The 19,843-nt window shown below is 74.6% G+C and carries 23 protein-coding genes and 1 pseudogene; 10 read left to right on the forward strand and 14 right to left on the reverse strand.

Translation table 11 applies throughout. The features are described from left to right. Positions 1-114 precede the first annotated feature (114 nt). The 3 genes from OKX07_RS19135 (at position 115) to OKX07_RS19145 (ending at position 3,598) form a co-directional block, all read left to right on the forward strand. The gene (locus OKX07_RS19135) at positions 115-1,509 is read left to right on the forward strand and encodes a glycoside hydrolase family 68 protein (RefSeq protein ID WP_265629589.1); all 1,395 of its coding nucleotides are present in this window, start codon (positions 115-117) and stop codon (positions 1,507-1,509) included. A gap of 156 nt (positions 1,510-1,665) precedes the next feature. Beyond that, positions 1,666-2,040 carry a phage holin family protein gene (locus OKX07_RS19140; protein WP_265629590.1) on the forward strand — a complete coding sequence of 125 codons (375 nt, stop codon included), beginning with the start codon at positions 1,666-1,668 and terminating at the stop codon, positions 2,038-2,040. Between the two features lie 64 nt (positions 2,041-2,104). Then, entirely contained in the window at positions 2,105-3,598 is a 1,494-nt protein-coding gene (locus OKX07_RS19145; protein WP_265629591.1) for an AAA family ATPase, read from the forward strand. Here OKX07_RS19145 and OKX07_RS19150 read toward each other — a convergent pair. The 9 genes from OKX07_RS19150 to OKX07_RS19190 form a co-directional block, all read right to left on the reverse strand. Beyond that, positions 3,577-5,136: a hypothetical protein gene (locus OKX07_RS19150; protein WP_265629592.1), complete on the reverse strand. Its 1,560-nt coding sequence runs from the start codon at positions 5,134-5,136 to the stop codon at positions 3,577-3,579. The genes OKX07_RS19145 and OKX07_RS19150 overlap by 22 nt on opposite strands. Beyond that, on the reverse strand, positions 5,127-5,399 hold the full coding sequence (locus tag OKX07_RS19155) for a hypothetical protein (RefSeq protein WP_265629593.1): 273 nt from the start codon (positions 5,397-5,399) through the stop codon (positions 5,127-5,129). Before OKX07_RS19155 ends, OKX07_RS19150 begins: the two co-directional genes overlap by 10 nt. 140 nt (positions 5,400-5,539) lie before the next feature. Continuing rightward, positions 5,540-6,175, reverse strand: coding sequence for a hypothetical protein (locus OKX07_RS19160; RefSeq protein WP_265629594.1), 636 nt, complete (start codon positions 6,173-6,175; stop codon positions 5,540-5,542). Then, on the reverse strand, positions 6,172-7,551 hold the full coding sequence (locus OKX07_RS19165; RefSeq protein WP_265629595.1) for a DUF58 domain-containing protein: 1,380 nt from the start codon (positions 7,549-7,551) through the stop codon (positions 6,172-6,174). The genes OKX07_RS19160 and OKX07_RS19165 overlap by 4 nt, the downstream gene beginning before the upstream one ends. Next, positions 7,548-8,528: an AAA family ATPase gene (locus tag OKX07_RS19170; protein ID WP_265629596.1), complete on the reverse strand. Its 981-nt coding sequence runs from the start codon at positions 8,526-8,528 to the stop codon at positions 7,548-7,550. The genes OKX07_RS19165 and OKX07_RS19170 overlap by 4 nt, the downstream gene beginning before the upstream one ends. Continuing rightward, positions 8,525-9,067 carry a hypothetical protein gene (locus OKX07_RS19175; RefSeq protein ID WP_265629597.1) on the reverse strand — a complete coding sequence of 181 codons (543 nt, stop codon included), beginning with the start codon at positions 9,065-9,067 and terminating at the stop codon, positions 8,525-8,527. Before OKX07_RS19175 ends, OKX07_RS19170 begins: the two co-directional genes overlap by 4 nt. Next, on the reverse strand, positions 9,064-9,846 hold the full coding sequence (locus tag OKX07_RS19180; RefSeq protein WP_265629598.1) for a DUF4129 domain-containing protein: 783 nt from the start codon (positions 9,844-9,846) through the stop codon (positions 9,064-9,066). The genes OKX07_RS19175 and OKX07_RS19180 overlap by 4 nt, the downstream gene beginning before the upstream one ends. A 117-nt stretch (positions 9,847-9,963) precedes the next feature. Continuing rightward, on the reverse strand, positions 9,964-11,211 hold the full coding sequence (locus OKX07_RS19185; RefSeq protein ID WP_265629599.1) for a type II toxin-antitoxin system HipA family toxin: 1,248 nt from the start codon (positions 11,209-11,211) through the stop codon (positions 9,964-9,966). Next, positions 11,208-11,516 carry a helix-turn-helix domain-containing protein gene (locus OKX07_RS19190; RefSeq protein WP_265629600.1) on the reverse strand — a complete coding sequence of 103 codons (309 nt, stop codon included), beginning with the start codon at positions 11,514-11,516 and terminating at the stop codon, positions 11,208-11,210. Before OKX07_RS19190 ends, OKX07_RS19185 begins: the two co-directional genes overlap by 4 nt. 179 nt (positions 11,517-11,695) lie before the next feature. On the opposite strand from OKX07_RS19190, the gene OKX07_RS19195 reads away from it, so the two are divergent. Then, the gene (locus OKX07_RS19195) at positions 11,696-12,445 is read left to right on the forward strand and encodes a M15 family metallopeptidase (RefSeq protein ID WP_265629601.1); all 750 of its coding nucleotides are present in this window, start codon (positions 11,696-11,698) and stop codon (positions 12,443-12,445) included. A 124-nt stretch (positions 12,446-12,569) separates the two neighbouring features. Further along, the gene (locus OKX07_RS19200; protein ID WP_265629602.1) at positions 12,570-14,543 is read left to right on the forward strand and encodes a hypothetical protein; all 1,974 of its coding nucleotides are present in this window, start codon (positions 12,570-12,572) and stop codon (positions 14,541-14,543) included. Positions 14,544-14,564: 21 nt separating this feature from the next. Here OKX07_RS19200 and OKX07_RS19205 read toward each other — a convergent pair whose 3' ends face one another. Next, positions 14,565-15,122: a hypothetical protein gene (locus tag OKX07_RS19205; RefSeq protein ID WP_265629603.1), complete on the reverse strand. Its 558-nt coding sequence runs from the start codon at positions 15,120-15,122 to the stop codon at positions 14,565-14,567. A gap of 196 nt (positions 15,123-15,318) precedes the next feature. Here OKX07_RS19205 and OKX07_RS19210 point away from each other — a divergent pair, with 196 nt between their 5' ends. The 3 genes from OKX07_RS19210 (at position 15,319) to OKX07_RS19220 (ending at position 16,850) form a co-directional block, all read left to right on the forward strand. After that, positions 15,319-15,540 carry an AbrB/MazE/SpoVT family DNA-binding domain-containing protein gene (locus OKX07_RS19210; RefSeq protein ID WP_265629604.1) on the forward strand — a complete coding sequence of 74 codons (222 nt, stop codon included), beginning with the start codon at positions 15,319-15,321 and terminating at the stop codon, positions 15,538-15,540. Further along, entirely contained in the window at positions 15,537-15,905 is a 369-nt protein-coding gene (locus OKX07_RS19215; protein WP_265629605.1) for a PIN domain-containing protein, read from the forward strand. The genes OKX07_RS19210 and OKX07_RS19215 overlap by 4 nt, the downstream gene beginning before the upstream one ends. A 561-nt stretch (positions 15,906-16,466) precedes the next feature. Next, positions 16,467-16,850: a cupin domain-containing protein gene (locus OKX07_RS19220; protein WP_265629606.1), complete on the forward strand. Its 384-nt coding sequence runs from the start codon at positions 16,467-16,469 to the stop codon at positions 16,848-16,850. A 34-nt stretch (positions 16,851-16,884) separates the two neighbouring features. Here OKX07_RS19220 and OKX07_RS20490 read toward each other — a convergent pair. The 4 genes and pseudogenes from OKX07_RS20490 to OKX07_RS19235 all read right to left on the reverse strand — a co-directional run. Beyond that, positions 16,885-17,085, reverse strand: a pseudogene (locus OKX07_RS20490) (hypothetical protein); the annotation flags it as partial. A gap of 96 nt (positions 17,086-17,181) precedes the next feature. Continuing rightward, a complete protein-coding gene (locus OKX07_RS19225) occupies positions 17,182-17,802 on the reverse strand; it encodes a DUF998 domain-containing protein (protein WP_265629607.1) in 621 nt (206 codons plus the stop codon). A gap of 65 nt (positions 17,803-17,867) precedes the next feature. After that, entirely contained in the window at positions 17,868-18,008 is a 141-nt protein-coding gene (locus OKX07_RS19230) for a hypothetical protein (protein WP_265629608.1), read from the reverse strand. After that, positions 18,005-19,054 carry a hypothetical protein gene (locus OKX07_RS19235; RefSeq protein WP_265629609.1) on the reverse strand — a complete coding sequence of 350 codons (1,050 nt, stop codon included), beginning with the start codon at positions 19,052-19,054 and terminating at the stop codon, positions 18,005-18,007. The genes OKX07_RS19230 and OKX07_RS19235 overlap by 4 nt, the downstream gene beginning before the upstream one ends. Before the next feature lie 110 nt (positions 19,055-19,164). Here OKX07_RS19235 and OKX07_RS19240 point away from each other — a divergent pair, with 110 nt between their 5' ends. Together OKX07_RS19240 and OKX07_RS19245 are read left to right on the forward strand one after the other, a co-directional pair. Then, the gene (locus OKX07_RS19240) at positions 19,165-19,356 is read left to right on the forward strand and encodes a helix-turn-helix transcriptional regulator (RefSeq protein ID WP_265629610.1); all 192 of its coding nucleotides are present in this window, start codon (positions 19,165-19,167) and stop codon (positions 19,354-19,356) included. Then, positions 19,346-19,774, forward strand: coding sequence for a hypothetical protein (locus OKX07_RS19245; RefSeq protein ID WP_265629611.1), 429 nt, complete (start codon positions 19,346-19,348; stop codon positions 19,772-19,774). The genes OKX07_RS19240 and OKX07_RS19245 overlap by 11 nt, the downstream gene beginning before the upstream one ends. The last annotated feature ends 69 nt before the right edge of the window (positions 19,775-19,843 follow it).

The following is a 19,843-nucleotide window of genomic DNA, read 5'->3' on the forward strand; positions in this document are numbered from 1 at the left end:
TGCACACAAGGACGTGTGCTGTCCGCACACGCCGATCCGCCGCGCCTCGGCGACCATGCCGGGCTCCGCGGCCGTGCGACAGGGGACATCGTGATGAAACGCACCATGCGCACCATGCTCGTCGCCACCTTCTCGTTGGCGATGGTCGCCGCACTGCAGATCCCGTCCGGAGCCGCCACTCAACCTGATCGAGCGGTCGAGCTACCCCGCTCGGTCGACCTGCCGGGAGGGGGCACCGCGCTCCAGCCCCGCGACGGCGCCACCACCGACGCCGTCTTCTCTCCCCGCTCGAACTACACGGCGAACTGGACCCGTGCGTCCGCCCTGCAGATCCAGCAGGACGCCACGAACACCAAGCCGCGCATCCCCGAGCAGTTCCCGATCATGACCGAGGAGGTCTGGATCTGGGACACGTGGCCGCTGACGAGCCTCGACATGGAGCCGATCGCCTACGAGGGCTGGAACATCATCTTCGCCCTCACGGCGCCGCGGGACATCTTCTTCGGCGACCGTCACTGGCAGGCCAAGATCGGTTACTTCTACTCGCAGGACGCCGAGAACTGGACCTACGGCGGGGACCTGTTCCCGGCCGGCTCCTCGTTCGGCTCGCGCGAGTGGGCGGGGTCGACCGTGCTCACCGACACCGGTGAGGTCCAGGCGTTCTACACCGCCTCGGGTCGCGACGACGGCGGGATCGACCCGTCCGACGCACTCCAGCGGCTCGCCCAGGCGGAGGGCCGTGTGCATGCGGACGAGGACGGCGTGTACTTCACGGGCTTCGAGAACCACACCATCATCGCGGAGGCCGACGGGCGGATCTACCAGACGCTCGAGCAGTCGCAGGCCGGGCCGATCATCTACGCGTTCCGCGACCCGTTCATCTTCCGCGACCCGACCGACCACAAGATCTACGCGCTCTTCGAGGGCAACAACGGCGGGGTCGCGGGCTCCCACACGTGCGACCGCAAGGAGATCGGCCGCGTGCCGGGCGGGCACGTGGTCCCGGCGGACGCCCGGTACTACACGGGCAACATCGGCATCATGGAGCTGCGCAACGCCGACTTCACGTCGTGGCGCCTGCTGCCGCCGCTGCTGTCGGCCGAGTGCGTGAACCAGCAGACCGAACGGCCGCACCTGATCGTCCACGAGGGGAAGTACTACCTGTGGACCATCAGCCACATGTTCACGTTCGCCCCGGGACTCACGGGTCCGGACGGCCTGTACGGCTTCGTCGGTCACGGGCTGCGCAGCGACTACAAGCCGCTCAACAGGAGCGCCCTGGTGCTGGGCAACCCGCCCGACGCGCCGCTGCAGAACTACTCGGACTACGTGATGCCGAACCTGCTCGTCGAGAGCTTCATCGACACCGTGCCCACGGCTGACGGCGGCGTCGTCTACGGCGGCACGCTGGCTCCGACGCTCGAGATCGAGCTCGAGGGCGACCGGTCCTGGCTCGTCGACGAGCTGCCGTACGCCTACATCCCCGCCATGACGATGTACCCGTGGTGATGCGCCGTACGCGGTGACTCCGGCGGCTCGAGCCGCTGACCGCAGCAGGAGCCCGACTCTCCCATGAGGGTCGGGCTCCTGCCGTGCGGGCACCCGCCACGAGGTCGGGAACGACGGGGACTGCGCAACGGGCCCCGGACACGGCAGGATCGGGGCATGGGATTCGTCGTGCGCGTGCTCATCAACGGGATCGCCATCTGGCTGGCGACCGTCGTCCTTCCCGGCCTGACGGTCGTCGGTGCGCAGGGCACCTGGCAGTCGGTGGGGATCATCCTGCTCATCGCGCTGGTGTTCGGCCTCGTCAACGCGATCGTCAAGCCGATCGTCGCGATCCTGTCGATCCCGCTGTACATCCTCACGCTCGGCCTGTTCACGCTGGTCGTGAACGCGCTGATGCTCATGCTCACCGCGTGGATCACCGAGCAGACGTCGTGGGGCCTGCGGATCGACAACTTCGGCACCGCGGTGCTGGGTGCGCTCATCGTGTCGGTCGTCAGCTTCGTGCTGTCGGCGGTGACGGCGGACGAGTGAGCACTCCGCTCCTGCAAACGTAGGTCGAGTTACGATAACTCCACTTACGTTGGCAGGAGACGCTGTGATCGCCCGTCCCACCGATCTCTTCGACCGCGAGCACGAGTGGTCCGAGCTCGCCGCGTTCGCCACCGCGGACGCGCCGGGGATACGGATCGCCCTGCTGTCCGGCCGTCGCCGGTACGGCAAGTCGTACCTGCTCCGGCGGCTCGCCGACGCCGTCCCCGGTCCGACCCTGGTCCACCAGGCCCGCGAGCTCACGAGCGCGCGGTCCCTCGACGAGTTCACGACCGACGTCGTCGCCGCCCTCGGCCTGCCGGACGGCGCGCGGTTCGGGACGTGGGAGGAGGCGTTGCGCGCCGCACTCGGCGTGCCCCGGCGCGGATCGGCGTCCGTCGGGCTGCGCCTCCTGGTCCTCGACGAGCTGCCGTACCTGGTCGCCGCCGCGCCGGAGATCCCGAGCATCCTGCAGCTCCTGCACGACGAGGCCCGGACGCGCACGGCGGTGCCGCCGGTCGCGGTGATCCTCTCGGGATCGTCGCTGTCCGTCATGTCGCAGCTCCACACCGGGTCGGCGCCGCTGCGGGGCCGCGCGCTGCTCGACATGTCGCTCCCGGCGTTCGACTACCGCACCGCAGCCGACTACTGGGGGGTCGCCGATCGTGACCTCGCGTTCCAGCTCGACGCGATCCTCGGCGGCACGCCCGGGTACCGGACGCTCGTGCCCGGCCCTCCGACGACGCGCGACCTCGCGCCCTGGCTCGCCAGGACGGTCCTCAACCCCGCGTCGGTCCTCTACGGCGAGAAGTCCGTGCTGCTGCGCGAGGACCCCCGGATGGTCGACACGGCGCTGTACAACTCGATCCTCGCGGCAGTGGCCGACGGCCGTCGGACGCCGCGGGAGATCGGCTCGGTCCTGGGTCGGGACTTCAACGGCCTGCGGCACCCGCTGGGCGTCCTGGAGGCCGCCGGGTTCTTGCTGCGGTCGGACGACGTGCTGACCCGGAAGCGCCCGGTGTACGCACTGGCCGACCCGATCGTCGCGTTCACCGAGGCCGTGATCGAGCCGTACCGGGCCCTTCTCGAGGAGCGCGACGTCGCCTCGGCGTGGGCGCTGGCCCAGCCGTCGTACCTCTCGCGCGTCGTCGGCCCCCGGTTCGAGCACATCGCGCGGACCTGGACCGCGCGGTACGCGGGCGACACGTTCGGCGCACCCGTCGGGCACGTCGGCTCCGCGGTCGTCAACGACCCCGCCCACCGCACGCAGCACGAGGTCGACGTCGTCGCCCTGCCCCGAGGCGTGCCGCTGCACACGTCCGGTGCGCCCGTCCTGGTGCTCGGCGAGGCGAAGGCGACCACCCGACCCCGCGGTCTCGCCGACCTGCGCCGGCTCGAGACCCTGCGGGACCTGGTGGCCTCCCGCGGCCACGACGTCTCCGCGACGTCGCTCCTGCTGGTGAGCCGCAACGGCTTCGACGACGACCTGCGGGCCGCCGCGCACGGCGGCCGCGTCCACCTGGTCGACCTGCCCGTGCTCTACGGGGACCACGGGACCTGAGGCGCCGGTGGCCACGCGGGCTGCGCACCGACCGACCGCGCGGCAGGGAACGCCGGCCCCACCTCCGCACGGTCCGGTGCCGCCGTCACGGTGACCTGCGTCGTCGTGACCGTGGCGGGCGCCTCGCCCAGGACGTCGGTCAGCGCCCGACGCACCGCGTCGTCCGCCGGCAGGTCCGCGAGCGCGTCGTCGACCATCGCACCCGTGCGGACGTAGCCGCCCACCGCGTGCGCCTCGCTGAACGAGGGCCGCGCGGGCCCACCCGTCGCCGCGAGGTCCCGCACCACCGACAGCGCGCGCGGGCCGCCGCGCTCGCCGACGCGCCCGTCGAGGATCGACACGGCGTCCTCGCGGTGGCGGATCGTCACGGTCGCGACCCCGGGCGGGGGCGTCGCCGGGACGTCGGGCGCCCCGGCGGTGACGACGAGCCGCACCGCGTACGCCCCCGCGGTGGCTGCCGCGACGTTGGTCGCGACCATGCCCCCCTGGCTGTGCCCGACCAGCGCGACGGGCTCGTCGGACCCGATGCCCGCCTCGGCCATGGCCTCGAGAACGGCCTGCGTCATGACGTCGGGGACGCCGCCCTCGAGCGCGAGGTTGGTGCCGTTGTCGGTCGGCACGTCGCCCGTCAGGCCCGCCGCCCGGGTGCCGGGCACGGCGACGACCCACGTGCGCGTGCCGTCGGCGTGGTCGAGTCGCTGCACGGTGACCGTGGCGAGCGGCGTACCGGGCTCCCCGGTGGCGGTGTCCTCGTCGTACGTGCGGGCCACGAGGTCGACCAGCCCCTCGACACCCCGCGGCGGCGGCAGGTCCGGGGGGTCCGTGCGCGGGACCAGCCGCACGTCGCGCGCCGGGAGCAGCCCGGCGACGTGCGCGGAGAACCGCCGCACCGGGTCGAGCTGCGGTGCGTACGCGCCGGTGACCGAGCCCAGCGCCGCGGCCAGCAGCTGCAGCGCGAGCGCCCCGCGCCCGTCGGTGACCATCCGCTGCGGCGCCTGCGCCCACCGGGCGACGTCGTCCGGCAGCCCCGCCGGCGACAACGCCCCCCACGGGTCGACGACGAGCAGGCGCGCCTCGTCGAGCAGCAGGTCGGCCACCGCGACCCCGAGCGCCGCGCCCGACAGGACGGCCGGCCCGACCGGTCCGGCACCCATCACGAGCCCCAGCACGCCGACGACCGTCGCCAGGCGGGCCTGCGCGTCCGTCTCGGCGAGGTCGTAGGCGGCAGCGGCGTCCTGCGTCCGCGCCGCCAGGTCCCGCACGTCGCGCGCGAGGCCGGCCGGTCCGTGCAGCGCGACCCGCAGCGCGGCCAGCGCCTCGTGCAGCGCGGCGAGCGCATCGTGCAGCGCGGCTGCCTGCGGGGCGTCGGCCGCGAGCGTCGCGGCGCGCCACGTCGCGGCACCCAGGCGACCGTCGCCGACGTCGAGGTCGTCCGCCGCCCCGCGCAGCCGACGCGCCGACTCGACCAGCTCGCCCGCGTCGACGAGCACCCGCCCGCCGCCGCCCAGCGTGAGCGAGCGCCCGTCCTTCACGCCCACGACGGCACCGCCGCCGCCAGGGGTGGGCGACCGGCGACGCACTGCTGCTCGGCCCGCCGCGCCGCCACGGCGAGCCGGTCCACGGCGTCCAGCGCGTCGAGGCAGCGCCGGAGCGCCGTCAGCAGGTCCGCGCGCCGGTCGTGCGCCGCGTCGGCCGCGACGCCGGTCCACGTCACGGCGCCGGCGCGCGCGACCGCGACCTGCGCGGACCACACCGTCGCACGGACGTCCGCGAGCGCGGCATCGATGACCTGGGTCGACATGACGCAGGACGCTAGGCGCCGGCCGCACCCCGCAGGACGCGTCCGGGCCGATCTGTGGACGCGCCCTCGCGCGGTCGGCGCTGTGGTCGGCTCGGCATCGGGGACGACGACCCGGTGACGCAGCAGTCGCGCAGCTCGCCTCACCTCTCGGCGTCTGACCGCCCCCGCCACCACGGCCGCACCGGCCGCGCGAGCACCAACCCCGTCAGCGCGACCACCGCGACCAGTCCCACACCCCGCCACCCGGCAGCACCCGCGGTCCCCGCCACCACCCCGGCGACCACTGCGAGCACCTGCGCACCCGCCTGCACGACGAGCGCGGCCGGCAGGTCGTCGCCCAGCACGGCGAGCTCGACGCGCGTGCGCCAGGTCGTGCGTGCGGCGACCGCCGCGAGCCGCAGCAGCACGTGCAGCAGCAGCACCAGCGCCGCGAGCACCAGCGGCGACGCGGGCTCGGCGAGCAGCACCCGCAGTCCGACGACCAGCACGACCAGCGCCGTCACCGGCCAGCGCGGCAGCGCCGCGGGCACCAGCGCGAGCGCGAGCATGAGACCCGCCGGCTCGACGGGCACGACCCGCCCCGGCATCGTGATCGCGACGACCATCGCCACCACGGACACCAGCGCGAGCCCCGCCCGCAGGGTCACCGCGGACACCGTCGGCCCGGTCCGCACGTCGACCTCGGCCGGCTCCCCGCGCCGGCGCGACGCACGGAGCGCCGGAACCCGGTCCAGCACCCACGCCCCCAGCCCCTCGGAGCCGTAGCGGGCGCTCATCGCGGCACCCCCGCGCCGGCGCGCCGCTGCGTGCGTCGTGCCAGCACGCGCAGGGTGATCGCCGGCTGGTCGCGCCACGTCACCAGCTCGACGTCCTGGTCGACGAGCTCGGCCATGCGGTCCTCGCGGGTCAGCGTCATCAGCCGCAGGGCGAGCCGCTCGCGGTCGTACAGGCCGGACGTGCGCGGCCGCGGCAGCACGTCGACGGCCACGACGCGGTGCCCCGCGGTCCGCCAGCGCGCGGCGACGGCCGCGGACTCGTCGTCGAGGAAGGTCGAGAACACGACGACCAGCGCACCGGACGGCAGCCGCGGGGGCCGCAGCCGCGCCGCGGGCTCACCCTCCGGGGCCGTGAGCGCGAGGGCGTGCCGGATGCGGTCGAGCTGCCGCCGTCCGCCGCCGGGCGGCACGGCGCGGCGCCGCACGCCGAGATCGTCGAGGCCGACGCGGTCCCCGCGGTCGAGGTAGGCGCGCGCCAGCGACGCCGCAGCCTGCCGTGACCGGTCCAGCGACGTGGCGTCCTGCGGGCGCGGCGCGATCGATCCGCGCCACGTGCGGGGGTCGGGTCCCAGGTCGTCGCGGGAGTCGACGACGAGCACGACGACCGCCTCGGCCTGCGCGTGCTCGCGCCGCACGTACAGCTCGCGCAGGTCCGGCGACCGACGGGCCGTGACGCGCCAGTCGATGCGCCGCAGCCGGTCGCCCGGGACCCACGGGTGCACGTCGCGCAGCCCGCCGCCCTCGCCGGGCCGACGGGACTCGTGCGGTCCGGTCAGGCCGCGCAGCCGCGTCGGCAGCGGCAGGTCGAGCAGCGGGGTCGTCGCGGGCAGCACGACGGTCGAGCGGGTCACGGCGGGGGTCGGCTCGGCGACGCTCGCGCCGTCGGGTCCGACGCCCTGCACGTCGGCCGCGGCGACCTCCTGCGGGCCCGTCCGCACGGTGCGGGCCACGACGGGCAACCGCCGCGCACCCGCGACACGCACCAGGACGTCGGCACCCGGACGCCCCTGCCGCGTCAGGGTGACCGACGCCCACCGCGCCGGACCCTCGACGTGCAGGACCGCGTGCAGGTGACCCGCGCGGCCGCGCGCATCGGGGTCGTCGTCGCCGTCGGCCGCCTCGAGCCGCGCCCGGACGTCGCCCGTCGGCCGCCCGCGCAGCGCCCGCACCGCCAGGACCAGCGGGGCGGCACCCAGGACGGCGACGTCCGGACGGCCCGTCACGACGCCCAGCACGGCCAGCACGAGGCACGCGGCCGACGCGCACGTCACCGCGAGCGCGGGCGTCCACGGCCCGCCGGACGCGCCCGGCGCCTCGCTCCGCGCGTCCGCCCCCCACGTCGGCGGACGCACCGGGGGCGGCTCGGGCACGCTCACGCGCGGCGGGCCGTCGTCGGCCCGGCCACCTGCGCGAGCACCTCGGTCACGACCGCCTCGGGTGCCAGGCCCGCCGCCCACGCCTGCGGCGTGAGGGACAGCCGGTGCGCGAGCGCGGGCGCGGCGACGGCCTTCACGTCCTCCGGCGTCACGTAGTCGCGCCCGTCGAGGACGGCGAGGGCCCGCGCGACGAGGACCAGGGCCTGCGACCCGCGCGGCGACGCCCCGACCTCGACGGCCCGGTGCGCGCGCGTCGCGGCGGCGAGGTCCACGCAGTACGCGAGGACGTCCCCGTCGACCGCCACGTCCTCGACGCCCGCCTGCATCGCCAGCAGCGTCGGCACGTCGACGACCTGCCGCACCGACGCCCCCTCCTGCCGCCGCGCGAGCCGCCGGGCCAGCACGTCGACCTCGGCCGACCGCTCGGGGTATCCGACGGCCAGGCGCACCATGAACCGGTCGAGCTGCGCCTCCGGCAGCGGGTACGTGCCCTCGTACTCCACAGGGTTGGACGTGGCGACGACGTGGAACGGCGCGGGCAGCAGGTGCGTCGTCCCGTCGACGCTGACCTGCCGCTCGGCCATCGCCTCGAGCAGCGCGGACTGCGTCTTGGGGGCGGTGCGGTTGATCTCGTCGGCCAGCAGCAGGCCCGTGAAGATCGGCCCGGGGCGGAACTCGAACTCGGACGTCGCCGGGTCGAAGACGCTGGAGCCCGTGACGTCCGACGGCAGCAGGTCCGGCGTGCACTGGATGCGCCGGAAGTCCAGGCCCAGCGCGGTGGCCAGGCTGCGCGCGGCGAGCGTCTTGCCGAGCCCGGGGACGTCCTCGAAGAGCACGTGCCCGCCCGCGAGCAGCGCCGCGAGCGCCACGCGCAGCGGCTGCGCCATGCCGACGACGGCCGTCGCGACCTCGTCGAGCACGGCACGGCCGCTGCGCGCGACCTCGGCGACGGGCAGTGGCGCGGGGGTCAGCGTCATCGGGGGCTCCTCGTGTGGGGGTCGGTGGGGGGCGTCGCGGGGCGTGAGCGCGTCGCGCCCAGGCGTTCCAGGACGTCCAGGGTGTGCGTGAGGTCGCCGACGGTCGGCAGCGGGTGCGTGCGGCGCGTCAGCGTGGTGAGGGCGCGGGCGCCCAGCAGGTCGGTCAGGGCGGGGCCGTGCTCGGGGTCGGTCAGGTCCAGGCCGTGGCGCGCGACGCGACGGGCGCCGGCCTCGCGCAGCCGGCGCAGCGCGCGCTCGCCGGCGCGCCCGTCGCGGCCCACCATCGTCCAGGCCAGGTCCAGCACCTCGCCGCGCGCACCGTCCCGCGCCTCGTGCACGCGGCGGGCCGGGCGGGGCTCGACCGTGGCGTCGACGCGCTGGAGCACCGCGATCAGCGCACCGGCGGCCAGCGCGACGACGACGGCCGACGAGACCGCCATGCCGACGGCCCACAGCACGACGCCGACGGCCGCCGCACCCGCGAGCGGGGGCCACACGACCGACCGGACGGCCCGGGCCGTGGTGCGCGCGGGGGTCACGACGTCGGCCCGTCGGGGGCGTCGTCGGGGGCGTCGTCGGGTGCGCCGGGTGCGGCGTCGGCGTCGAGGGTGGCGTCGGCGTCCGGGGCGTCGGCCCGCGGCACCAGCCCCTGCCCGACGACCCTCAGCAGGTCACGCGCCCGTCGGACGTCGTCGACGTCGACACCCTGCGCGCCGAACCGTGCCGCCAGGTACAGCGCCAGCAGCTCGCGCGTCGCCGCGGGGTCCGCGCGGGTGGCGTCGAGCACCCGCACCGCGAACTCGCTGGCCGTCTGCGCGCGGTCCCGGACGACGCCCGTGCGCGCCGCGGCGGTCTCCACCGCGACCCACGCGCCGATCACGGCGTCACCGGGCGGGACGTCGTCCTCGAGCGCGCGCGTCGCCTCCCGGACGCCGTCGCGCAGCGCGGCGACGGCCGTGTCGCTCAGCTCGTCGCCGGCGTCGTCACCGGGTGCGATGTCGTCCTCGTCGTCCTCCCGGCGGTCCAGGCGCCACCCGCGGGTCGCGTGCCGCAGCAGCAGGGCGAGGGCCGTCAGGACGGCGAGCACGACGAGGAATTGCACCACCCGGACCAGCCACGCGACCGAGAACGGCAGCGACGGGGGCTCGCCGTCCGACCGCGGGGTCGGCGTGACCGTGTCCGCCATGGTCGGCACGGGCGGCGTCGTCACCGTCCACGTCGGCTCGTCACGGTCGCGCGCCTCGAGGGACAGCGGCCCGCCCAGCGCCGCGGCGAGGACCCCCACGACCACCAGCAGGGCGGCCAGGACGGTGGCCACGCTGGTACGACGTGCCGGCACAGGACTCCTCGGGGCGATCGGCGGTGATCGGGCGAGGCGTCAGGCTATCGGCCGTGGGCGGGAGGGCCCCCGCGGCGGCGCCGGTGAGGACCCCGTTCAGAGCAGGGCGTCGACCGTGTCGAGCGCGGTGAACGCCGGCGCCATCCGCTCGACCTTCCCCGGCGGGAGCCATCGTGCGGCGACGTCGCGCCAGGTGCCGACCGCTGCGTGGACCTGGCTCAGGATCTGCCGCGCCTGCGCGTCGGAGAGCCGGAACATCGGTGCCACGGACATGGCGAGGGCGACGGAGGCCACGTCGTCGCCGCTGTCGATCGTGGTCGACAGGTGCTTCGGTCCGGGCTCGGGGTCGGGGTTGAGGTCGAACGCGGGCGCGAGGGACCACGACGTGCCCCCGCTGTGGAGGAACCCGTGGTTGCGCAGGTGGTCGTCGGTGTTGGAGATCAGCACGGTGAACACCACGCGCCGCCACAGCTCGGCGAGGTCCCGGCCGGCGCGCGACGATGTCTCCTCGATCACCTCGGCGATGTCGAGGTAGCTGCGCCGGTCACCGTCCACGGCCTCCAGCATCGTCATCGCGCTGACGTAGCCCACGCGGGCGCCGGCGGGCGTGCGGTCGAACCGGTCGACCACGAGGACGTGGCGGCCGGCGAGGTCGAGGAGCTGGGACGCAGGCACGTCGATGCCGGCCCTGCGAGCCAGGTCCAGCGCCACCTTCTCCCACGCCATGACGTCCCAGGTGTCGTGCGCGGCCGACGGGAACTTGGCGATCGCGACGCGCCCGTCGGCGTCGCGCACGTGCGCCTTGGGCCGCGCGCCGCCCAGGGAGCTGCCGACCCGGACCAGTCGCTGCAGGTCGGGCAGGGACACGTCGTCGCGCTCCGCGGCGTCGGCCAGGGCGACCAGCTCGGGCAGGTCGGTCAGCGACGGCACGCCGACGTCGTCGGTGGCCAGGAACGGCCCGTCGCCGACGCGGAAGCGCAGCGCACCCTGGCGCAGGTCGTCACGGACGCCGAGGAGGTGGTCGACCTCCCCGAGCGAGCGGGCGGGGCGTCCCTCCTCGCGTGCGGTCAGCGCCTCCGCCCGTGCGATCAGGGTGCGTCCCCAGCGGTCCGGTGCACAGTCGCTCAGGGCACCGAAGACGGCGCGTCCGACGGGCGTCTGCGAGGGGGCCGTGCTCAGGGGCAGCGACGGGTCCAGCTGGTAGGCCCCGCGCCGGGCCAGGTACTCGTGGGCGTACACGAAGGTCGCCGACTCGGCCCGCCCACGCCGGTGGCTGTACAGGGTCCCGGCTGCGACGTCGACGCCGTCGATCACGACGTGGACGTCGACGGTGCGCTCGCTCACGCCGGCGCCCTGCGCCGCACGCGGGTCGGGAGGGCCTCGACGGCGCGCAGCCGGCCGACGTCGGTGGACATCGGGTCCAGGGCACCGGTCAGCTGGTCCAGCGCACCGAGGGCCCGGGTCACGCGGAGCAACGACTCGACCGTGCCACCGCGTCCGTGCTCCAGTCGCTGCAGGGTGCTGACGCTGACGCCGGCCCGGTCGGCGGCCTCGGCCATCGTGAGCTCACGCAAGCGTCGCCACGTCGCCAAGGACTCGCCCACCTCGGTCATCGCGCGGGTCACGGCAGACGGGGTCCGGGTTGCCATGGCGGCCTCCTCAGGACGCGATAGTGCGTGCTTGTGAGACTTTACCAGTTGATATCGACTGGTGAGGGATTGCGCTCTCACCATTACACCGGTCGGCCCCGCACGCCCGGCACGTGGCGCGACGGGCGTCCGGCGGCTGGCGCTCGCACACTGGGACGGTGCGACGTGGGGGACGTCTGGTGACCGCGACGGGCCTGGTGCTCGCTGCGACGTCCGCGTGCTCCACGCCGGGGGCCGTCGGGGGCGCGACGCCGGCCCCGACGTCGGCGTCCACGTCCACGACGCCCCAGGTGACGCGCACCCCCGACGGCGCCACGGCCGACCCGTCGCCCGGCACGCCGCCCGCACCCGAGCCCGTGCCCACGTACCAGGCGACCGTCTCGGCCCTCACCCCCGAGCTCGCCGCGCGCATGCACGCGTCCTGGCGCCCCGGCTGCCCGGTGCCCCTGGAGGACCTGCGCCACGTCGCGCTCCCCCACCGCGACATGACGGGTGGCGTCGTCCAGGGAGAGCTCGTCGTGCACGTCGACGTCGCCGACGGTGTCGTCGAGGTGTTCCGCACCCTGTTCGACGCGGGCTACCCGATCGCGTCCATGCGCCTCGTCGACGACTTCGGGGCCGACGACGACGCCTCCATGGCCGCCGACAACACCTCGGCCTTCAACTGCCGCGCGGTGACGGGTGGCACGGGCTGGTCGGAGCACTCCTTCGGCCGCGCCATCGACGTCAACCCCGTCGAGAACCCGTACGTCCACGGCTCGACGGTCCTGCCGTCGGCCGGGGCGGCGTTCGTCGACCGGCCCGACGCGCCGGGCGTCATCCACGACGGGGACGTCGTCGTCGCGGCCTTCGCCGCGCACGGCTGGCAGTGGGGCGGGCACTGGACGCGGCCGATCGACTACCAGCACTTCTCGACGACGGGGCGGTGAGCGCGTCGGGGAGGCCCACCGATTCCCTCCCCGGGGTGACGGCCACCAGGGTGACGACACCCCGGGCGTTTGCCACTAGGGTTTCGCCGCCGGATCTGCCCTCCCCCGAGCCGCTGGAGCCCCGATGTCCTCGTCGCACCGCGACGCCCGCGCGGGCGGCCCGTCCCGCAGGTCCCGCCGCGTCCTGGCACCGTTCGCCGTGCTGGGCCTGGTGGCGACGCTCGTCGCCGGGCCCGCGGCCGCCGCCCAGGAGCAGGCGCCCGACGTGGCGACCGAGCGGTCCGGCGCGGTCCCGCCCACGGCCGACGTGGCCGCGGCAGATGCGACGGTCGGCACGATCTCCGGGCTCGCGACCGCTCCGACGGGCTACACGCCGTCGTCCTGGGACGTCATGGCGATCGACGTCGCCAAGGGGCCCAACATCGTCGCCGCGGCACCGGTCGGCGCCGACGGCAGCTACACGCTGACGGTGCCTGCCGGGAGCTACGTCCTGCTGTTCATGGGAGTCAGCTACCGACCCGTGCTCGAGACGAACGGGACCGGCTACCGCGTCTGGCCCGACGTGTACGAGGACGCGGACGGGACGCGCGTGACCGTCGGGCCCGGGCAGGCCGTGACGGGCGTCGACATGGCGCTCACCCTGAGCACGACCCTGTCCGCCCCGGGGAGCCTCGCGGTCCCGTCGGGCAACACGCAGGACCCGACCAGCGTCGCGTTCTCCGTGACGACCCCGGTCAAGGGCCGCCACGCCACGGGCGAGGTGGTCGCTCGCCTCGAGGGAGGCCAGGTCGTCGCGCGCACGGCCCTGCGCGCAGCGGACGGTGGACGCGGCACCCTCGTCCTGCCCCCCGTCCTGCCGGCCGGCACCCAGAACCTCGTCGTCGAGTACTCCGGGGACGCGCTCTTCGACCACAGCCACCAGGACGTCACCCTGTACGTCACGGCCGTCCCCGACCTCGCCCAGCCGGTCCCCGTCCCCGACCTGGCCGAGCCGGTCCGCGTCCTCGACTCCTCGGCGCCCGGCACGGCGTGCGTGGACCTCGACGACGTGCTGCGCGTCCCGGCGGACGTCACCGGGGTCATGCTCAACGTCACGGCCGCCGGCCCCTCCGCTCTCGGCCACGGCGTGGTGTACGCCGACACCGCGGGGGGTGGCACGACGCCCCGCCCCGCAGGCTCGACCGTGAACTTCGAGGTGGGCGCCGACGTCGCCAACTGGGCACTCGTCGACCTCCCTGCCAACCGGCGGCTCTGCTACGCGACGGCCGGTGCCGACCGGGTGCGCAAGATCATCGACCTGACCGGGTTCGTCTACGCGGACATGGGCCTGGTCTCGCGGCCCTCGACCCGCCTGCTCGACACCCGCCGCCCGGGCGGCGTCGGCAACCTCGCCGGGCCGACCGAGCCGCGGACCACCCGGCTCGTGCAGGTCTCCGGGCAGGCCGGCGTCCCGGCGACCGCGACCTCCGTCCTGCTGAACGTCACGGTCACGGGGGCGACCGCGCCGGGCAACCTGCGGGTCTTCCCGGGCTTCACGCCGGTGCCGGACACGTCCGTCGTCAACTACGCACCCGGCGTCGACAAGGCCAACTCGACACTCGTCCCCCTGGGCGACGGCGGCACGATCTCCTTCTGGTCGGACACGCCGGTGGGCACCGCCACCAGCCCCGTCCAGGTCATCCTCGACGTGGTCGGCTACACGACGCGGGGCAGCGACGTCGTCCCGCTCTCCCCGGCGCGCCTGCTGGACACTCGGCCGGAGTCGGCGACCGGTCCGCTGCAGGGCCGCCTGGACTGGCGCACGACGCACGTGTTCGCCGCCGCCGGGAAGCACGGCGTCCCCGCGGACGCCGCTGCCGTCATCATGAACGTCACCGCCGTGTCCTCCCCCGCGGTCGGCAACCTGCGCGTGTTCCCGGGCGCGATGCGGTACCAGCTCCCCGACACCTCGACGCTGAACTACCTCGCCGGTCGCGACGTCCCGAACCTCGTCGTCGTGCCGCTCGACTCCTCCGGGGAGGTCGCGATGTACTCCGACAGCGACCTGGGGACACCGTTCGTCACGGCCGACGTCGTGGGCTACGTGAAGCGCTCGTAGCCCACGACGGGCCGTCGGGCGTCAGCAGGTGTGCCCCGGCTCGCACCAGCGGTGCGCGACGTCGACGACGAGCCGCGAGCCGCCGCCCGGGCCGGCCAGCACGAACGCCCGGAACGGCAGCCGCGCCCGCACCCCGAGGCCGACGGCCGAGACGCCCTCGAAGCTGCCCGCCCACTGGACGTCGCGGAACGTCGTGTAGGCGGAGGTGTTGACGAGCGAGCCGTCGGGCAGGAACCAGGAGTCCGTCGGCAGGACACCGACGCGCGCGACGACGTGCAGGCGCGCGCCACCGCGCACGGGGACGACGAACCCGGAGCCGTCCTGCAGGACCTGGTCGACGTACCGCACGGACCAGCCCGTCAGCGGGGCGTCGACGTCGAGGACGAGACGGTCGTAGCAGGCGTGCCGGCCTGCGCGGACGTTGGTCAGGGTGCCGTCGGACATGTCACCGGCGGCCTTGTCGAGCGACCCCCACGTGAGGCCGCAGTACGGGTGCGCGGCGGCGGCGGGCGCGAACGCGAGCCCCGTCACCGCCACCAGGAGCAGCGCGAGCACGACGCGCAGCGAACGGTTGCGCATGATGACCCTCCCTCGAACGACGTCGGTCGAGCGGGGACCGGGCGACGCCCCGGCCCTCACCGGGAGGAGGCTCAGGTCAGGCGTCTGATACATCGGTCCGGCTGCCCGTCGGAGGCGCGGCCCCGCAGGGTCGGGAATCCCACTGGACCACACCCGGTGGTACGTTTGTCTCATGAGTGGGACATACACCGTGACGATGGGAGACCGAGGCCGCCTGGTCGTCCCGGCAGAGGTCCGCGCCCGCGCCGGGCTCGACGAGGGCACGCCCCTGCTGCTGGTCGAGACGCCGGGAGGGCTGATCCTCATGACGCGCGCCCAGGCCCGCGATCTGCTGAGCCGACAGCTCGCGGGCTCCGACGTCGTCGGGTCGCTGCTGGAGGACCGACGCCGCGCCGCCGCCGTCGAGGACGCCGCGTGACGGTCGTCCTCGACGCCTCCGCGATCCTGGCGTTCCTCGCCGCTGAGCCGGGGGCGGACGTGGTCGAGGCGGCGCTCGAGGACGCAGCGTTCTGCTCGACCGTGAACTGGTCGGAGGTCGCCCAGAAGGTGCGCGCCGGGGGTGGCGACTGGTCGGTGGCCGCCGCCCTGCTGGCCAGCTACGGCCTCACCACGGCCGACGCGACCGTGCAGGACGCCGATGCCGCCGCCGCGCTGTGGCGCCGCGGGTCGGGGATGTCGCTCGCCGACCGGTTCTGCCTGGCGCTCGCCACGCGTCTCGACGCGGCCGCCCTCACCGCGGACACCGCGTGGGGCAGCTCGGGGAGTGTCCGCCAGATCCGCTGAGCCGACCCGCGACGAATCTGGGCTCGGGAGGTGCCGGCAGACTTGCTGTCGGTCTGAACCTCGTGCTCGACACCCCAGGACGCCACCAGGAAGTCCCACACGTGATCCGACGCGAGCTCGCGCCCAGCCCCCGGCGACCAGCCCGGCACGCGGTGCGAACCGATCGTCCCGGCGAGCAGGATGTGGAGAACCCTCACCTCTGCCCGCAGCTCACCCACGAACACCACCACCCGGGACTCCTCCGCTTGCTGCCCTCACCAGCGTCATCGCCGTCGCTCCCACACCGGCTCGACCGCCGTTGCCCACGCTCACCATGGCGAGATCATCCCGGGCCCTCCACGCTCGGGTCGCGTTGATTCACGGTCCTCCCGAGACGTGCGAGGGACGGGTCGACGACCTGGTCGAGGTGGAGCTCGCGCAGGCGAGCGAGGCGCGACAGCGGATTGCGGGACAGACCGTCCACCCCGCGACCGGCTGCTGTCCGGACCCTCCAAAGCCGAGCCGGCATCGCTGGGGACGTCGCCCTGCCGCAGCGCGCGTCCACCGGTCGACGATGGTGCGATGACCGTTCTCCACGGGATCGACATCGCCGCCGAGCTCCGCCAGGTCCGGACGCACTGGAGTCCGCGGGTCGTCGGGCAGGTGAACGACCAGTACGTGAAGGTCGCCCGGCTGCTCGGCGAGTTCGTCTGGCACACCCACGACGACGAGGACGAGATGTTCCTCGTCGTCTCGGGCACGCTGCGCATCCAGCTCCCCGACGACCAGGAGGTCGTGCTCACGCCGGGACAGCTCTACGTCGTGCCCCGCGGCGTGCAGCACAACCCGATCGCGGAGGAGGAGGTGGAGATCGTGCTCATCGAGACCGTCACCACCACCCATACCGGCGACGTCGTCACCGACCGCACCGTGCCGATCGAGCGTCAGGTCGGCGACTTCCGCTGACCTCTGCCGGCCGAGCACCGCATCCTCTCGGCGATCACCGAGCCGTGGAACCCGACGGATGGGCAACGTACCGGGGTGGGGCGGACCTCCTCGACAAGAGGGCGTCTAAGCCGCCGCCACCGCACCCAGCACCTTGCACCTTGCCGCGCAGGTCCGTGCAGTTCACCGGATCGGCGTTGCAGTAGTCGTAGGCGTTCGCACTACTACCGGCCACCGGGTCGACCTGCAAGAACCGCCCGACCCCCGGGTGGCATCAGCTCGACGGCACGCGCACGCCTCGTCGTGCTCGACGCCTGACCCACGCGACCCGCCCGGACCCGCGGAGCGAGGGTCAGGGCCGGCGCGTGCGGCCCTGCTCGCGGCGCAGCGCGACCACGACGACGAGCGGCCACAGCGCCTGCGCCCCGGCCACGAGCCGCTCGGTCAGGCCGGTCCCCGCTCCACCATCGGGTGTCACGCCCTGGAGCTCCGCGGCGAACAGCACGAGCAGCCCGGAGAGCACGGCGGCCGCGGTGAGTGCGACCCGCCGGCTCCGGACGCCGCGGCCGGCCGGCCGCCACGCCGCGGCCGGCCACAGCGCGAGCGCGACGAACCCGATCCCGGCGGCGACCCCGTGCGGGTGGGGGGACACGTCGACCGGCAGCGCCGCGACGGCGAGCGTCGCGACCCCGCCGAGCGCGTGGACCGCCCGGGCGACCCGCGGCAGCGGCCGGAGCCCGGCGGCCGTGACGAGGTGCGCGACTCCCGTGAGCGCGAGTCCCGCGGTCATGACCCACGGCGCGGTCGCGTCGGACGCCGCGAGCGCGCTGATCGTCTCGCGCACCGGGTCGAACGCGTCCTGGAGCGCGGCGGCGACGGTCCAGCCGCCGATCATGCCGATGGGTGCGGCCACCGCGGACGCGAGCGCCCAGCCGGGGACGTTCGGACGGTCGGCGGCTCGGTCGCGGGGCATGGTCCGGACGGTACGCAGGGCCGTCGGGCGCCGCCGCCCCGCGGCCGGGTGAACCGACGCGCGGATCAGCCGCCGGCGGGGCGAGGACCGGACCGGTGGCCCGCCTGCCACGCGGCCGAGGCCGCACGCACGGTCGCCTCGAACATCTGCGAGGAGGTCGCTCGCAGGCCCCGCGCGAAGATGGCGAGCCCGTCGACGCGTCTCATGAGGTTGGTGACGCTCTCGCCGAACCACCAGCGACCGGGTCGACCTGCAAGAACCGCCCGACCCCCGGGTGGTACAGCCGCACCCCCATCAACACCACACCGGTCGGGGTGTCCGCCGAGCGCTGCGCAGCCCCCAACCACCCGTACCGCGCCGGCGGAGCGTTCGCCGACGCCCCACCACTCAACGGCCGCGGACTACCGAACTCGTCGTACGACGCATACGACAGCTCCTGCCACGACGGCTTCTCCGCACCGTCGTGGATCGGGACGGTCCCCACCACGTCCCCGTGCAGATCCACCAGCTGCAGCACCTGATCCCCGGTCGCGCTGGTCTGCACCGCAACCTGACCATCAGCACCCTCCACCCACCGGGTCACCTCACCTGGCAGGGTCGCGTCCTCCACGATCCAGCCAGGCTCGTCGCCATCACCGTCGTAGTGGATGACCTGCTCCGTCGAACCCGCCCACGCCCCGTCCACCCATGCGAACGACTCCTGCGTCGAGAAGCGCTGCAACGGGTCCAACGACCACGTCGCCTTCTCCACCCCCGGAACCTCCTGGGAGGCCACCAGATCGTTCACGAAGTACCCCGTGGTCGCCACCCCCGACCCGTCAGTCGTCGGCATCGCGGTTGTCCGACCGAACGCGTCGTACGCCCACGCATCCCCGTGGCCACCCGACGTCGAGACCAACCGGTTTGCGGAGTCGTACGTCGACGTGGTCACCGCCGCTCCGGTCGCCCCGGGGCACGCCTCACCCCATTCCCCGGCCGCCGTCGAGAACGACGTGCGGTTGGAGTTCACGTCGTACCCGTACCGCCGCGACGTGCACCCCGCCCCCGCGAACGCCGCCTCGTCCACCGACACCAGCCGCGCGTACCGGTCGTAGCCGTAGGTCCGCTGCCCGGTCCACGACGTGTGCTTGACCCACTGCCCTCGGTGGTTCTCGACCACCGAGTCCTGCCAGACCACCTCACCGGTCGACTGATCGGTGTATGTCCTCGCCACGGGCACCCGCGCCGCGTCGTATCTCACCGACGTCGCCACACCGTCCACGGTGGGCGGAGCGCCCTCTGTGGACAAGGTCACTTGACACCCGCCCGCATGTCAAGCACCCTTGTCACGACAAGGTCGCTTGACACCCCGAGAGGCTGTCCATGAGGAACGACGTGCGCGATCTCCGGCTCGCCGCCGGGTTCTCCCAGCGCGAGCTGGCCGAGGCGCTCGAGGTCTCCCGCCAGACCGTCAACTCGATCGAGACAGGCCGCTACGACCCGTCGCTGCCGCTCGCCATCGCCATCGCCCGCCACTTCCAGCGCTCCGTGGAGGAGATCTTCCATGTCGACTGACCGCTCCCTCACCTCCCGCCGCACGGTCGCCGTCGTCGTCGTCATGGCGGGCCTGGCCCTGGTCGTCGCCGTCGGGCTCCTGCTCCAGGAGCACGGCCCCGGGAACATGGGCCGCGGGTTCCTCCAGGGCGCCGCCGTCGGGTTCGTCGGCGTGCTGGTCATGGCCTGGCGCACGACCCGGCGGCCCGCGAGCGCCACGACCTTCGAGCGCGCCTGGACCCAGAGCGGCGACGAGCGCGACGACTCCGTCCTCACGCGGGCCCTGGCCGTGCTCGGCCTCCTCGCGCTCCCGCTCACCGGGGCGGCAGCGATCGCCATCGCCCTCGGATCAGCCGTCGAGATGGTGCTCGCACTCCTGCTGGTGGCCCAGGTCGTCGTCGGCGCCGCGGCGTTCGTCACCATCAACCGTCGCAGCTGATCCCGGTCTCGCGCGCCGTTCCGCTGCGGCGGACGCTCGACGCGGCGCCCGACGACCCTCTGGGAGACT

Origin of the sequence: Cellulomonas sp. S1-8 (genome assembly GCF_026184235.1) — a bacterium.
Classification (GTDB): Bacteria; Actinomycetota; Actinomycetes; order Actinomycetales; family Cellulomonadaceae; genus Cellulomonas.